Origin of the sequence: Pseudoxanthomonas suwonensis (genome assembly GCF_000972865.1) — a bacterium.
In the GTDB taxonomy this organism is placed as follows: Bacteria; Pseudomonadota; Gammaproteobacteria; order Xanthomonadales; family Xanthomonadaceae; genus Pseudoxanthomonas; species Pseudoxanthomonas suwonensis_B.
Genome location: NZ_CP011144.1, coordinates 2,334,006 through 2,346,239 on the forward strand (window position 1 = coordinate 2,334,006; position 12,234 = coordinate 2,346,239).

Annotated in this window: 12 protein-coding genes; 4 read left to right on the forward strand and 8 right to left on the reverse strand. The window is 72.6% G+C overall.

What is annotated here, in order from left to right; all coding sequences use genetic code 11:
• Positions 1-62 precede the first annotated feature (62 nt).
• From WQ53_RS09640 to WQ53_RS09655, 4 genes are all read right to left on the reverse strand, one after another.
• The gene (locus tag WQ53_RS09640) at positions 63-692 is read right to left on the reverse strand and encodes a 2-hydroxychromene-2-carboxylate isomerase (protein ID WP_052631967.1); all 630 of its coding nucleotides are present in this window, start codon (positions 690-692) and stop codon (positions 63-65) included.
• Between the two features lie 46 nt (positions 693-738).
• Positions 739-1,131 carry a DUF1761 domain-containing protein gene (locus WQ53_RS09645; protein WP_052631968.1) on the reverse strand — a complete coding sequence of 131 codons (393 nt, stop codon included), beginning with the start codon at positions 1,129-1,131 and terminating at the stop codon, positions 739-741.
• A gap of 86 nt (positions 1,132-1,217) precedes the next feature.
• A complete protein-coding gene (locus tag WQ53_RS09650; protein ID WP_052634026.1) occupies positions 1,218-2,486 on the reverse strand; it encodes an amidohydrolase family protein in 1,269 nt (422 codons plus the stop codon).
• A 47-nt stretch (positions 2,487-2,533) separates the two neighbouring features.
• On the reverse strand, positions 2,534-3,982 hold the full coding sequence (locus WQ53_RS09655; RefSeq protein ID WP_052631969.1) for an amidohydrolase: 1,449 nt from the start codon (positions 3,980-3,982) through the stop codon (positions 2,534-2,536).
• 461 nt (positions 3,983-4,443) lie between these two features.
• Here WQ53_RS09655 and WQ53_RS09660 point away from each other — a divergent pair, with 461 nt between their 5' ends.
• Positions 4,444-4,983 (forward strand): DUF924 family protein, encoded by a 540-nt coding sequence (locus WQ53_RS09660; protein WP_052634027.1) that lies wholly within the window; start codon positions 4,444-4,446, stop codon positions 4,981-4,983.
• 392 nt (positions 4,984-5,375) lie between these two features.
• Here WQ53_RS09660 and grxD read toward each other — a convergent pair whose 3' ends face one another.
• Positions 5,376-6,302: a Grx4 family monothiol glutaredoxin gene (gene grxD / locus WQ53_RS09665; protein ID WP_052631970.1), complete on the reverse strand. Its 927-nt coding sequence runs from the start codon at positions 6,300-6,302 to the stop codon at positions 5,376-5,378.
• Between the two features lie 63 nt (positions 6,303-6,365).
• On the opposite strand from grxD, the gene WQ53_RS09670 reads away from it, so the two are divergent.
• On the forward strand, positions 6,366-7,145 hold the full coding sequence (locus tag WQ53_RS09670) for a polysaccharide deacetylase family protein (RefSeq protein ID WP_052631971.1): 780 nt from the start codon (positions 6,366-6,368) through the stop codon (positions 7,143-7,145).
• A complete protein-coding gene (locus WQ53_RS09675; protein ID WP_236685851.1) occupies positions 7,142-7,834 on the forward strand; it encodes an NAD-dependent epimerase/dehydratase family protein in 693 nt (230 codons plus the stop codon). The genes WQ53_RS09670 and WQ53_RS09675 overlap by 4 nt, the downstream gene beginning before the upstream one ends.
• 160 nt (positions 7,835-7,994) lie before the next feature.
• Here the strand turns inward: WQ53_RS09675 and WQ53_RS09680 are convergent, their stop codons facing one another.
• The 3 genes from WQ53_RS09680 to WQ53_RS09690 are packed head-to-tail and all read right to left on the reverse strand — an operon-like array spanning position 7,995 to position 10,650.
• Positions 7,995-8,666 (reverse strand): class I SAM-dependent methyltransferase, encoded by a 672-nt coding sequence (locus WQ53_RS09680; RefSeq protein ID WP_052634029.1) that lies wholly within the window; start codon positions 8,664-8,666, stop codon positions 7,995-7,997.
• Positions 8,667-8,710: 44 nt separating this feature from the next.
• Entirely contained in the window at positions 8,711-9,364 is a 654-nt protein-coding gene (locus WQ53_RS09685) for an SGNH/GDSL hydrolase family protein (RefSeq protein WP_052631972.1), read from the reverse strand.
• A gap of 8 nt (positions 9,365-9,372) precedes the next feature.
• Entirely contained in the window at positions 9,373-10,650 is a 1,278-nt protein-coding gene (locus WQ53_RS09690; RefSeq protein ID WP_052631973.1) for a pyridoxal phosphate-dependent aminotransferase, read from the reverse strand.
• 394 nt (positions 10,651-11,044) lie between these two features.
• Here WQ53_RS09690 and rsgA point away from each other — a divergent pair, with 394 nt between their 5' ends.
• Positions 11,045-12,163, forward strand: a complete 1,119-nt coding sequence (rsgA, locus tag WQ53_RS09695) for a ribosome small subunit-dependent GTPase A (RefSeq protein ID WP_052631974.1) — start codon at positions 11,045-11,047, stop codon at positions 12,161-12,163.
• The last annotated feature ends 71 nt before the right edge of the window (positions 12,164-12,234 follow it).

Below are 12,234 nucleotides of genomic sequence, written 5' to 3' on the forward strand. Positions count from 1 at the left end.
CACGTCTTGAGCGTGAACCCTATCGCAAAAGCGCGGGGTCTGGCGAATGCCGGAAGCCGGCGTCAGCGGCGGCGTTCCACGCCTACCGGGATCGCGTCCACGCCGGCCAGCGGCCCTTCACGCAGCAGGCCCGGATCGTCCAGCACCGCCAGCATCAGGTCGTGGCTGTCGTTGCCCCAGAACAGGTCCGGGCCGACGGCCAGGGTCGGCACGCCGAACACCCCGGCCTCCAGCGCCGCGTCGGTGTTGGCGCGCAGGCGCTGCTTGACCGCCGGGTCGGCCAGCACGGCCGCGGGATCGTCGAACCCGAGCCCGGCGGCGACCCCGGCCAGCGCCTGCGGCGTGTCGAGGGTGCGTCCCTCGTGCCAGATCGCGTCGAAAATCGCATCGATCGCCTGCGGGGTGCAGTCGGCGGCCACGCACAGGCGCAGCGCGGCCAGCGGGTTGAACGGATGCGCCGGCGGGAACACCAGCGGCACGCCCTCGCGCCGCGCCTGCCACAGCGCCTGCCGGTAGATGAACTCGCGCTTGCCCGGGATCTCGGCCGGGCCGCGGATCTGCAAGGCGTGCAGCACCGCGCCGAACACGATCGGCACCGCCTCCACCCGCCCGGCCTCGACCAGCGGCCGCATCTTCTGCCAGTGCAGGTAGGAGAACGGGGAGACGAAATCGAAGTACCAGCGTGGCGTCATGTCGTTCTCCCGGAGCGCCTCGTGGCCGGGACCGGCGGCGGCCGGCTCAGTGCCAGAGGCCGAGGATCAGCCCGTACAGCGCGAACTGCAGCGTGTGGTAGCCGCCATCGATCAGCCACAGCTTGAGCGAGCGGCCGGCGAACAGGTAGTTGATGCCGAAGCTGGCCGCGACCCAGCACAGTCCCGCCGCCAGTCCCGCGCCGACCGCGTAGCCCAGTGCCGGTGCCGGGCCCAGGAACGCGGCGAAGACCGCGGCCGCGACCAGGCTCAGCACGAAGGCGCCGCCGAACACCAATGCCGGATGCCCGTTGGGCTTGTCCGGGTCCACTCCGGCCTCGCGGCACCAGGCCTGCTTGAACAGCGGCCCGTACCAGATCCCGCCCAGCAGGAACGCCGATGCCGCCGCGGCCAGTACCGCCCACCCGTTCAGATCAGTCATTGCCGTCCCTCCCGACGCGATGCCCGAAGCAGCTTACGCCGATGCCGCCGCGCCGGTGCTGTCCGGCGCGGCGGCGTGGTGCGCGATCACGGGCCGTGGCTGTAGGCCGGCGGCAGCCCGCCCTCGCCGGTGCCGCGCAGGTAGCGGTCGCGCAGTTCGGTCTGGCGCGAGCGCATCGGCATGGCGCGGCCGCCCAGCCAGACCTGCTGTGCGGTGTGGATCACGTCCAGTGGATCGCCGCTCCACAGCACCAGGTCGGCGCTGCGGCCCACGGCAATCGTGCCCAGGCGGTCGCCCACGCCCAGCGCCTGCGCCGGCACCCGGGTCAGGCCGGCCAGGCCGGCTTCCCAGGGCAGGCCGTTGGCCACCGCATTGCCGGCCAGCTGCCGCACCTTGCGCGCGTTGTGCGAGGCGTCGCCGGCCTGGGTGAAGGCCACCTCCACGCCGGCGGCCTGCAGCAGCGCCGCGTTGCGCAGGGTCGCGCCGATCTGGTCGAAGTTGCCCGGCAGGTTGCCGAGCGCGTCGAGGAACACCGGCACCTGCGCCTGTGCCAGCTGCGGCGCCAGCTGCCAGGCCTCGGCGCCGCCGGCGATGGCGATGCGCACCCGCTCGCGCGCGGCCCAGCGCAGCAACTGGCGGATGTCGGCAGCACGGTCGACCTTGACCACGATCCGGCCCTGGCCGCCGAGATAGCGGGCCAGCACCGCGCGCCCGGCCGGGGTCAGCAGCGCGTGCGGCGAATCGGCCGGCACCCGGCCGCGCGCCTCGGCGACCATCTGGTCCAGCAGCATCCACTGCGCCGCGCGCGACTTGCCGCTCAGGTCCGAGGCACCGGCGCCCAGGCGCACGAACAGCGCGCGCGGCCCGATCGGATCGGCGCTGCCGTCCAGCCGCACCACGCCGCCCTGGCCGGCGACGAAGGCCTTGCCGGTGTCGGCGGCCAGCAGGGTGAAGCCCAGGCCTTCCACCCGCGCCACCGGCACCAGCATCGAGGCCGGGTTGTAGGCCAGGGTCACGTCGAATTCCGGCCGCATCGGCTGGTCTTCCAGCGACACCGCGTTGTCGACCGTCGGCGCCTCGCCGGAGACCTCCTCCAGGCCGATGCCGGTGATGCCGCCGAACAGGGCCGGAGTCAGCGGCTTGCCGGCCGCATCCACGGTGGTCACGCCGGCCGGCGCGGCCAGCCCGGCGCCGACCGCGCGGATGGTGCCGCCCTGGACCAGCACGTCGGTGCCCTGCAGGGTGCCCTGCGGCCCGGCGGTGTGCACGGTGGCGTTGCGGATCAGCACGTCTTGCGCGCCGACGTTGGCGGCCACGCCGAGCAGTCCGGTGGCACACAGGCCGGCGTGGAGCAGTCCCGTGCGGATCCGGCGGGCAAGGCGCCGGGTTGCGAGTGAGCGGCTCACAGCGCACCTCCCGGGGCGGCGGCCGGCTGGCCGAGCATGAAGTCCGAGCGCGGCTGCCGCGACGGATCGTGGCGGTCGTAGATGCGTGCGCCGTCGATGTAGACCTGCTCGGCGTGCGCGTAGACGCTGAAGGGATCCTGGTTCCAGACCACCACGTCGGCCAGCTTGCCGGCCTCCAGGCTGCCGGTGCGGTCGGCCACGCCCAGCGAGCGCGCCGCGTTGGAGGTCAGCCAGGCGATGGCGCGCTCGGGCGGGATCTCGATCCCGGCGCGGCGCGCGTTGGCGATCACCTTGGCCGCCTCCTGGTTGAGGCGCTGGATGCCCTCGCCCGAGTCCGAGTGCACGATCGCGCAGCCGTTGCGCGGCCGGTCGACCAGCGCGATGTTCTCCTGGATGCCGTCGAAGGCCTCCATCTTGAAGCCCCACCAGTCGGCCCACAGCGCGCCGCAGATGCCTTCCTCCGCGAGCCGGTCGGCGACCTTGTAGGCCTCCACGCCGTGGTGGAAGGCGGCGATCCTGAAGCCGAATTCCTTGGCCAGGTCGATCATCGTGGTCATCTCGTCGGCGCGGTAGCAGTGGACGTGGACCAGGATGTCGCCGTTGATCGCGCCGGCCAGGGTGTCGAGCTTGAGGTCGCGCTTGCCGCCGGCGTCGCCGGCGCTGTCGCCCTTGCCCTCGTCGGCCGACTGCCACCACTTGCGCTTGGGCGGAGCCTTCGGCTTGCCGCCGCCGTTCTTGCGCAGGTACTCGCTGGCGTCGATGAACGCGGCGCGGTAGCCGGCGACGTTGCCCATCCGTGTGGACGGCGCGGTGCCCTTGCCGCCGTAGACGCGCTTGGGGTTCTCGCCGCAGGCCATCTTCAGGCCCCACGGCGCGCCCGGGAACTTCATCGCCTGGTAGCTGGTGGCCGGCACGTTGCGCAGGGTCACGCCGCGGCCGCCGACCAGGTTGGCCGAGCCCGGCAGGATCTGCAGGGTGGTGATGCCGCCGGCCAGCGCGGCGGCGAAGCCCGGGTCCTGCGGCCATACCGAATGCTCGGCCCAGACGTTGGCGGTGACCGGCGCGGTCATCTCGTTGCCGTCGCTGTGCGCCCTCACGCCCGGGCTGGGATACACGCCCAGATGCGAGTGCACGTCGATGATGCCCGGGGTGATCCACTTGCCGCTGGCGTCGACCACGCGTACGCCGGCCGGCGCCTGCAGCCCGCTGCCGATTTCGGCGATCGTGCCGTCGCGCATCAGCACGTCGGCGCCGTCCAGGCGCTGGCCGATACCGGTGAGCACGGTGGCGTTGCGCAGCAGTACCGGCTCGGACGGCAACGGCCGGTAGGTGCTGGGATACGGATCGTCGGCGAAGCGCGACGCCGCGAACGCGGCCGGCGCGAGGCCGCAGGCGGCCGTACCGATGACGGCGAGGCCCGCGGTGGCGAGCAGCAGGTGGCGCATGGATTTTCCCCGGGATGGAACCTAAGGGGACCGAACCTAAACGGACTGCGCCCGGCACGCAATGTGCCGATGGCTGGCATGCGCGGACGCGGGTCACGGATCGCGTTGCCCGCTACCGCCGCTGTTGTAGGAGCCGGGTTCAGCCGGCGACGCGACGCCGCCGGCCCAAGCGACGCCCTCGTGTCTCCGACGCCCGTGTCGCCGACTGAAGTCAGCTCCTACAGAAGAGCGGCCGCGCCGTGGCTGTTGTAGGAGCCGGGTTCAGCCGGCGACCCGACGCCGCCGGCACAGGCGACGCCCTCGTGATTCCGACGCCCGTGTCGCCAGCAAGCTGGGCTCCTACAGGAGCCAATACCGTCGCTGTTGCAGGAGCCGGGCTTGCCTGCGCAGCCGACCATGCACGCGGTAGCGATGGGAAATGCGGCATGCTGGCCGGCGACGGCATCCGGAAGGAGGACACGATGACGACCACGGCCGGGGAAGTGGTGCGGTTCTGGCGCCAGGCCGGGATGCAGGCCTGGTTCAACGGCGGCGAAGCGTTCGACCGCGAATGCGAGACGCGCTTCCTGGCCGCGCACCTGGTCGCGGCGCGGCGCGGGCACGAGGACTGGCTGGACAGTGCCGACGGCGCGCTGGCGCTGCTGGTCCTGCTGGACCAGATCCCGCGCAACGTGTTCCGCGGCAGCGGCCATGCCTTCGCCACCGACGGCCTGGCCCGCCACTACGCCGACCGCGTGCTGGCCGCCGGCCACGACACCGCGTTCGAGCCGGACCTGCGCGCGTTCTTCTACCTGCCGTTCGAGCATTCGGAGGAACTGGCCGACCAGCAGCGCTCGGTCGAGCTGTTCCGCCCGCTGGGCAACGAGGTCTACCTGAAGTACGCGATCGAGCACCAGGAGGTCATCGCCCGCTTCGGCCGCTTCCCGCACCGCAACCGCGCGCTGGGCCGGGAAAGCACGCCGGCCGAACAGGCTTGGCTGGACGCCGGTGGCGGATTCTGACGGTCGAGGCGCTCGCCGTTCTCAGGCGTGTGTAGGAGCCCACTTCAGTGGGCGACACGGGTGTCGGAATCATGAGGACGTCGCCTGTGCCGACGGCGTCGTGTCGCCGGCTGAACCCGGCTCCTACAACCGCTGCGGCGCGGCCACTCTCCTGTAGGAGCTGATTTCAGTCGGCGACACGGGCGTCGGGATCACGAGGGCGTCGCCTGTGCCGGCGGCGTCGTGTCGCCGGCTGAACCCGGCTCCTACAACCGCTGCGGCGCGGCTGCTCTCCTGTAGGAGCTGACTTCAGTCGGCGACACGGGCGTCGGAACTACGAGGACGTCGCCTGCGCCGACGGCATCGCGTCGCGGGCAAGCCCGGCTCCTACAGCGACAGCATCATGCGGCGCTTCAGTAGCGCGGCACGCTGCCATCCACCTCGCTGGCCCAGCGGTCGATGCCACCCTCGACATTGAACACGTTGCTGAAGCCCTTGCCGCGGAACTCCTCCGCAGCCTGCCCGCTACGGCCGCCGTGGTGGCACAGGAACGCCAGCCGGGTGTCCTTCGGCAGCGCCTCCAGCTCGGCGCGGCCGTCGTCGTCGAAGCTGCGATGGGCGACGGCGACCGAGGCGATGGCGCGCTCGTCGGCCGGACGCACGTCCACCAGCACCAGCTCGCCGGCGCGGACCTGGCGGTCGGCTTCGGCCGGGGTGATCGCCTGGGCGGGTTTCGGCGCGTTCGGGTTGTCGATCGCCAAGCCCTGGCCGCGGAAGTCGTCGACCCAGTCGATGGTGATGCCGTTGGCGCGGCGCGCGCTGGCCGGGTCGAACTGGATGCGCAGGCCGGCGGTCTCCACCACGATGGCGTCGTCATTGCGCGGCGCGATCTGGAAGCGCGGCTGGAAGCGCGCGTCGATCGCCAGCGCCAGCGCGGCGTTGCCGGCGTCGGCCAGCGCACCGCGCAGCTTCTCGGCCGCGGCGTCGGTCACGGTGACCTGCGGCGGGGTGCGGTCCGGCGCCGGCAGGCCCAGCAGCTGCGACAGTTCGCCGCTGGAGGACAGCTGCTCGATGATGTCGCTGCCGCCGACCAGTTCGCCGTCGATGTACAGCTGCGGGATGGTCGGCCAGTTGCCGAACACCTTGATGCCCTCGCGGATCTCCTGGTCGGCCAGCACGTTGACGTGGGCGTACTCCACGCCCAGGTCCTCCAGCACGCCGGTGGCCTTGGCCGAGAAGCCGCACTGCGGCATGCCGGGCTGGCCCTTCATGAACAGCACGACGCGGTGGGCCTGGAGCAGCGATTCGATGCGCGAACGCAGGGCGGGATCGAGGGACATGGGGGGACTCGCGGACAGTGGACTGCAGGCCGCGCATTCTACGCCCCGTGGCATCATGCGGCGATGAGCGGGCCGGCAACACTGCATCGCGTTCCCCGCCGCCCATGGGCCTGGGTGGCCTGGCTGGCCGCCTCGCAGCTGGCGGTGGCCGTGCTGTGGTGGCGGCTGGGCTGGACCTGGGGCCTGCCGGCGCTGCTGCTGTCGCATGCGCTGTTCGTGGTGCCGGTGTTCCTGCCACGGGCCCGGCTGTACGCGCCGGTGCTGGCGCGCCTGCCGGCGACGGAACGGACGGTCTGGCTGACCATCGACGACGGCCCCTCGGACGACACCGCCGCGATCCTGGACGCGCTCGACCGCCACGGCGCCCGCGCCACCTTTTTCCTGGTCGGCCGGCGCGCGCAGGCGCGACCGCAGCTGGTGGCCGAGATCCGCCACCGCGGCCACGGCATCGGCAACCACAGCCACACCCACCCCGCCGGCCGCTTCTGGGCGCTGGGGCCGCGGGCGATGGCGGCCGAGGTCCGCCACGCGCAGCAGGCGCTGGGCGGGCTCACCGGCGCGCCGCCGCGCTGGTTCCGTTCCGTGGTCGGGCACAGCAACCCGTTCCTGGCCGCGCCGCTGCGTGAACACGGCCTGGCCCGGGTGGCGTGGAGCGCGCGCGGCTACGACGCGGTCGACAGCGACCCGGTGCGGGTGCTGCAGCGGATCGGCCGCGGCCTGCGCCCCGGCGCGATCGTGCTGCTGCACGAGGGCGCAGCGCACGGGCGCAGCGTGGAGATCGTCGAGGCGACGCTGTGTCTGCTGGAAGAGCGCGGCTACGCGACGGCGGAGCCGCCGCAATGACCGCGACGTCGTCCACCGCCGGCACGACCGCGACGGGCGTCGGCGACAACGCCGCGAAGACCGTGCTGCTGGCTGGTGCCACCGGCCTGGTCGGGCGCCACGTGCTGGCGCTGTTGCTGGCCGATCCGCGCGTGGCGCGGGTGGTGGCGCCGGTGCGCCGACCGCTGCCACCGCATCGGAAACTGCTGGACGTGCCGGTCGACTACGACGACTTGCCGGAGGATGCGCCGTGGTGGGCGGTTGACGCGGTGGTCTGCACGCTGGGCACCACCATCGCCGTGGCCGGCTCGCGCGAGGCGTTCCACCGCATCGACCACGACTATCCGCTGCGGGTGGCCGAACTGGCGCGCAGCCATGGCGCCGGTGCCTACGCGCTCAACTCGGCCAAGGGCGCCGATCCGGGTTCGCGCGTCTTCTACAGCCGGGTCAAGGGCGAGCTCGAGCGCGATTTGGCCACGCTCGGCTACCCGTCGCTGACCTTCGTGCGCCCGGGCCTGATCGGTGGGGAACGCAGCGAGAAGCGGACCGGCGAGGGGATCGCGACCGTGGTGCTGGGTGCACTGCATCCGGTGCTGCCGCGCGCCTGGCGGATCAACCCGGCGCCGCGCATCGCCGAAGCCCTGGTCGAAGCGGCATTGCACGCACGGCCGGGCCAGCACGTGGTCGACTCGGCGACGTTGGCCGATTGATGCCCCCTCTCCCCCATCGCAAAGCGATGGGGGAGAGGGTTGGGGTGAGGGGGGCTCTTGCTCTTGTGTACGCCTGAAACACGAGTACGCCGGCACGGCCTACCCCCTCACCCCGGCCCTCTCCCCCGCTTTGCGGGGGAGAGGGGGCATTGCCAGGCCCTCACTCGCGCCAGGCCACGACCCGCCAGTTGTTGAACGGCGTGTTGCCATACAGCGGCGAGAACTCGCTGCGCAGGCCGGCGGCGTCGAAGCGCGCGCGCAGCATCTCCGCATCGGGGAGTTGCCGCGGTACCGAACTCATCCAGCGCAGCGCGCGCGCCAGGCGGTCGCCGGCGCGGGTGATGTGCGCGCGCCGGCTGCCGTCGTCCAGGCCGGTGCGGATCACCAGTTTCGCGCCCGCTTCGAGCATGCCGGCCATGGCATCGACGATCTCGGCCTGGCGCTGCGGCGCGAAGAACTGCAGCACGTCCAGCATCGCCACGCTGCCGCGGTGCGGCGGCAGCGCACGCGCCAGGTCCAGGGTCTCGAAGCCGGCGTCGACGAGGCCGGCGCGCGCGGCGGCACGGCGCGCCGAGACGATCTTGCGCGCATCGTTGTCCACGCCGAAGTAGCGCACGCCGATGCCGTCCTGTTGCAGTGCGTGGGCGAGCAGGCCGATGCCGCAGCCCAGGTCCAGCAGCGGCGCGCGGGTGCCGCGCAGCGCCTCGCACACGCCCGGGTACAGCGGATCGCTGCGCAGCTTGGCCCCGGCGTAGTAGTAGTGGTAGCGGTTGCCCAGTGGCCAGTCGGGCAGGAACGCGCGGGCGATGCGCCGGGCGCGGTCGCGCGGCAGTGGCCGGCGTGCGGCGTCGGATTCGCCCGCCGCCGTCGCGTCGCTCACCGGCGCAGCGCCTCGCGCGCCGCCGGCAACGCCAGCGCGGTCCACAGCGCATACATCGCCGCCGAGGGGTGCAGGCCGTCGTCGACCAGCATCGCCGCCTCGCCACCGCGCTCGCGGCTGACTGGGGCGATATCGATCCAGCGCGCGCCGGCGTGCCCGGCCTCTTCGCGGCAGACCGCGTTGAACGCGTCGATCTGCGCGGCCACCAATGCCGGATCGCGCGACTGGGCGAAGGCGAACGGGGTCACGCCCCAGTCCGGGATCGCCAGCACCAGCACCCGCGCCGGATCGCCACCGGCGTAGCCGATCGCGCGCCGCAGCAACGCGACGAACTGGTCGCGGAACTCGTCCAGCGGCCGGCCTCGATACTGGTTGTTGACCCCGACCAGCAGGCTGACCAGCGCGTGCTCGACGCCGATCGGCGCCTGCGCGTGGGCTGCGTCAATGCCGGCGTCGAGTTCGTCGCTGGTCCAGCCGGTGGTGGCGATGATCCGCGGCTCGCCCAGTTCGATGCCTTCGCCGCGCAGCGCCGCGGCCAGTTGCACCGGCCAGCGCCCGGCCGGCTCGACGCCTTCGCCGATCGTGTAGGAATCGCCCAGCGCCAGGTAGGCGGGCGCGGCGGCGGAGGCGGGACCGGCCGGCTCGACCATCGTCCCGGTCAGGCCGCTGCGTTGCGGGTCTTGGCCTTCAGCGGCACGACCTTGGTCGCGGCCTCGGCGCGGCGCGCCAGGGCGCGGTCGATGCGGCCGAACACCTCGCGCATCACTTCGGCCTGCGGCAGCAGGGTGACGCGGAAGTGGTCGCGGTAGGGCACGTTGAAGCTGGAGCCGGGCACGATCAGCACGTCCTCGGTTTCCAGCAGTTCCAGCGCGAACCGGTGGTCGTCGAAACCGCGCGCGGCCGGGCCGACCACCGAGGGGAACGCGTACAGCGCGCCCTTGGGTTCGACCAGCGTGAGGTGTTCGCTGGCAGCGCAGGCCTCGACCACCGCGCGGCGGGTCTCGTACAGGCGGCCGCCCGGCGCGCACAGCGCGCTGATCGTGTCCGGGCCGCCGACCGCGGCGGCGATCGCGTACTGGCCGGCCACGTTCGCGCACAGGCGCAGGCCCGACAGCAGGTCCATCGCATTGCGGTACTCGGCGGTGCGCGCGTGCGCGCCGGTGAGGATCGCCCAGCCCACGCGCCAGCCGCAGGCGCGGTGCACCTTGCTCAGGCCGCTGAAGGTGATGCACGGGTGGTCGCCGGCCAGCGGCGCCAGCGGCTCGAACGCCGCACCGTCGTACAGCACCTGGTCGTAGATCTCGTCGACCAGCAGCAGCAGGCTGTGGCGCTGGGCGATCGCGACCAGGCGCTCGAGCAACTCGCGCGGGTAGACCGCGCCGGTGGGGTTGTTCGGGTTGATCAGCACGATCGCGCGGGTGCGCGAGGAGACCAGGCCCTCGACCTCGACCGGATCGGGCAGGAAGCCGTTCTCCGGCGCGCAGCGGTAGTACACCGGGCGGCCGTCGTTGAGGATGGTGGCGGCCGACCACAGCGGGTAGTCGGGCGAGGGCACCAGCACCTCGTCGCCGGGGTTGAGCAGCGCGCGCAGCGACATGTCGATCAGCTCGGACACGCCGTTGCCGATGAACACCCGGTCGCTGTCCACGTGCGGCGCGTTGCGCGCGCGGTAGGCCGAAGCCAGCGCCTCGCGCGCGGCCGGCAGGCCGAGCTGGTGGGTGTAGGGATCGGTGTGGTCGATGTCGTCGATGATCGCGCGCTGCAGGTGCGCGGGGGCGCGGAAACCGAACGCGCCGGGGTTGCCGATGTTGAGCTTGATCAGCTGGCGCCCCTCCGCTTCCAGCGCGTGGGCTCGCCGGGCCAGTTCTCCGCGGATCTCGTAGCGGACTTCTGACAGGCGCTCGCGGACGCTGAGCGGTTTCTCGGTGGGCGACATGGCGGCAAGCGGGCGGGTGGGGGGTGGGTTGGCATGTTAGCGGAAAAAAACCGCGCAAGTGCCTGTCTGGCATGGGAATGGGCGTGGTATCGATTTCACCCGAAATCGTCCCGGGCGGCGTTTGATAGGAGCCGGATCAGCCGGCGACGCGACATCGTCGGCACAAGCGACGCCCTCCCATTTCCGACGCCCGGGTCGCGGTCATGCCCGCTCCTACAAGGAGAACCGCCGTGCCGCTGCCTTTGCAGGAGCCGGGTTCAGCCGGCGACCCGACGCCGCCGGCACAGGCGACGCCCTCGCATTTCCGACGCCCCTGTCGCGGTCATGCCCGCTCCTACACACACAGAAGGGCGCCACCCACTGCGTTCCGGACTGCGCGAATACAATGCCGGCCATGGACTCGACCGACCTCGACTACGCCCCCCTGCGCCGCATCGGCTGGCCGTGGGCGGGCGCAGCCGAGGATCCGGCCTGGCAGGCGCTGGCTGCCGCCCACCCCGGCGCCCGCCCGGCGCGGGTGAGCGAGCAGCACCGCACCGGCTACGTACTGGCCGACGCGCCGGACGCCGGCTTCCGCGCCGAGTCACCGCCGGAATGGCAGCGGCGCCCGGTGTTCACCGCCGACGGGATACCGCTGCACGAGCGCGCCGCGGTCGGCGACTGGGTCCTGCACGACGGCCGCCGCATCCTCGCCCTGCTGCCCCGGCGCAGCGCGATCAAGCGCGCCGCTGCCGGCGAGCACTACCAGCAGCAGGTGATCGCGGCCAACGTCGATACCGCGTTCGTGGTCTGCGGCCTGGACGCCGACTTCAACCCGCGCCGGATCGAGCGCTACCTGCTGCTGGTCGGCGGTGGCGGGGTGCAGCCGGTGGTCGTGCTGACCAAGGCCGACCGCGACGGTGCCGACGCGGAGACCGCGCTGGCGGCATTGGCCGACCTGCGCACCCAGGGCGTGCCGGTGCTGGCGCTCAACGCCAAGGATCCCGAAGCCGTCGCCGCGTTGACCCCATGGCTGGGTCCGGGCGCCACCGTGGTGCTGGTCGGCTCCTCTGGCGCCGGCAAGTCGACCCTGAGCAACAGCCTGCTCGGCGAGCAGCGGATGAAGACCGCCGAAGTACGCGAGCACGATTCGCGCGGCCGCCACACCACCACCCACCGCGCGCTGATCGCGCTGCCCGCCGGCGCCTGCCTGGTCGACACGCCCGGCATGCGCGAGCTCAAGCCCACCGGTGAGGAGGAGTTGGCCGATGGCGGCTTTGCCGACGTCGAGGCGCTGGCCGCGCAGTGCCGCTTCAGCGACTGCGCCCACCGCAGCGAGCCCGGTTGCGCGGTACGCGCGGCGATCGAGGCCGGCACGCTCGACGCGGCGCGGGCGGCCAACTACCTCAAGCTGCGCGACGAGGTCGCCGGCGCCGCCGACCGCCTGGCCACGCGGCTGGCGCAGAAGGCCGACGCGCGGGTGCAGAACAAGACGTTGCGCAAGCGCCTGGAGGAGAAGTACCCGCGGCGCTGACGGCTGTGTTGTAGGTGCCGGGCTTGCCCGCGACGCGACGCCATCGGCACAGGCGACGCCCTCATGATCCC

What these genes read in the sequence shown, in the direction of transcription:
- WQ53_RS09645 (WP_052631968.1), bottom strand. Translation starts at nt 1,131, where the DNA reads ATGACTGATCTGAACGGGTGGGCGGTACTGGCCGCGGCGGCATCGGCG.
- WQ53_RS09655 (WP_052631969.1), bottom strand. Translation starts at nt 3,982, where the DNA reads ATGCGCCACCTGCTGCTCGCCACCGCGGGCCTCGCCGTCATCGGTACG.
- rsgA (WP_052631974.1), top strand. Translation starts at nt 11,045, where the DNA reads ATGGACTCGACCGACCTCGACTACGCCCCCCTGCGCCGCATCGGCTGG.
- grxD (WP_052631970.1), bottom strand. Translation starts at nt 6,302, where the DNA reads ATGTCCCTCGATCCCGCCCTGCGTTCGCGCATCGAATCGCTGCTCCAG.
- WQ53_RS09685 (WP_052631972.1), bottom strand. Translation starts at nt 9,364, where the DNA reads ATGGTCGAGCCGGCCGGTCCCGCCTCCGCCGCCGCGCCCGCCTACCTG.
- WQ53_RS09670 (WP_052631971.1), top strand. Translation starts at nt 6,366, where the DNA reads ATGAGCGGGCCGGCAACACTGCATCGCGTTCCCCGCCGCCCATGGGCC.
- WQ53_RS09660 (WP_052634027.1), top strand. Translation starts at nt 4,444, where the DNA reads ATGACGACCACGGCCGGGGAAGTGGTGCGGTTCTGGCGCCAGGCCGGG.
- WQ53_RS09675 (WP_236685851.1), top strand. Translation starts at nt 7,142, where the DNA reads ATGACCGCGACGTCGTCCACCGCCGGCACGACCGCGACGGGCGTCGGC.
- WQ53_RS09640 (WP_052631967.1), bottom strand. Translation starts at nt 692, where the DNA reads ATGACGCCACGCTGGTACTTCGATTTCGTCTCCCCGTTCTCCTACCTG.
- WQ53_RS09690 (WP_052631973.1), bottom strand. Translation starts at nt 10,650, where the DNA reads ATGTCGCCCACCGAGAAACCGCTCAGCGTCCGCGAGCGCCTGTCAGAA.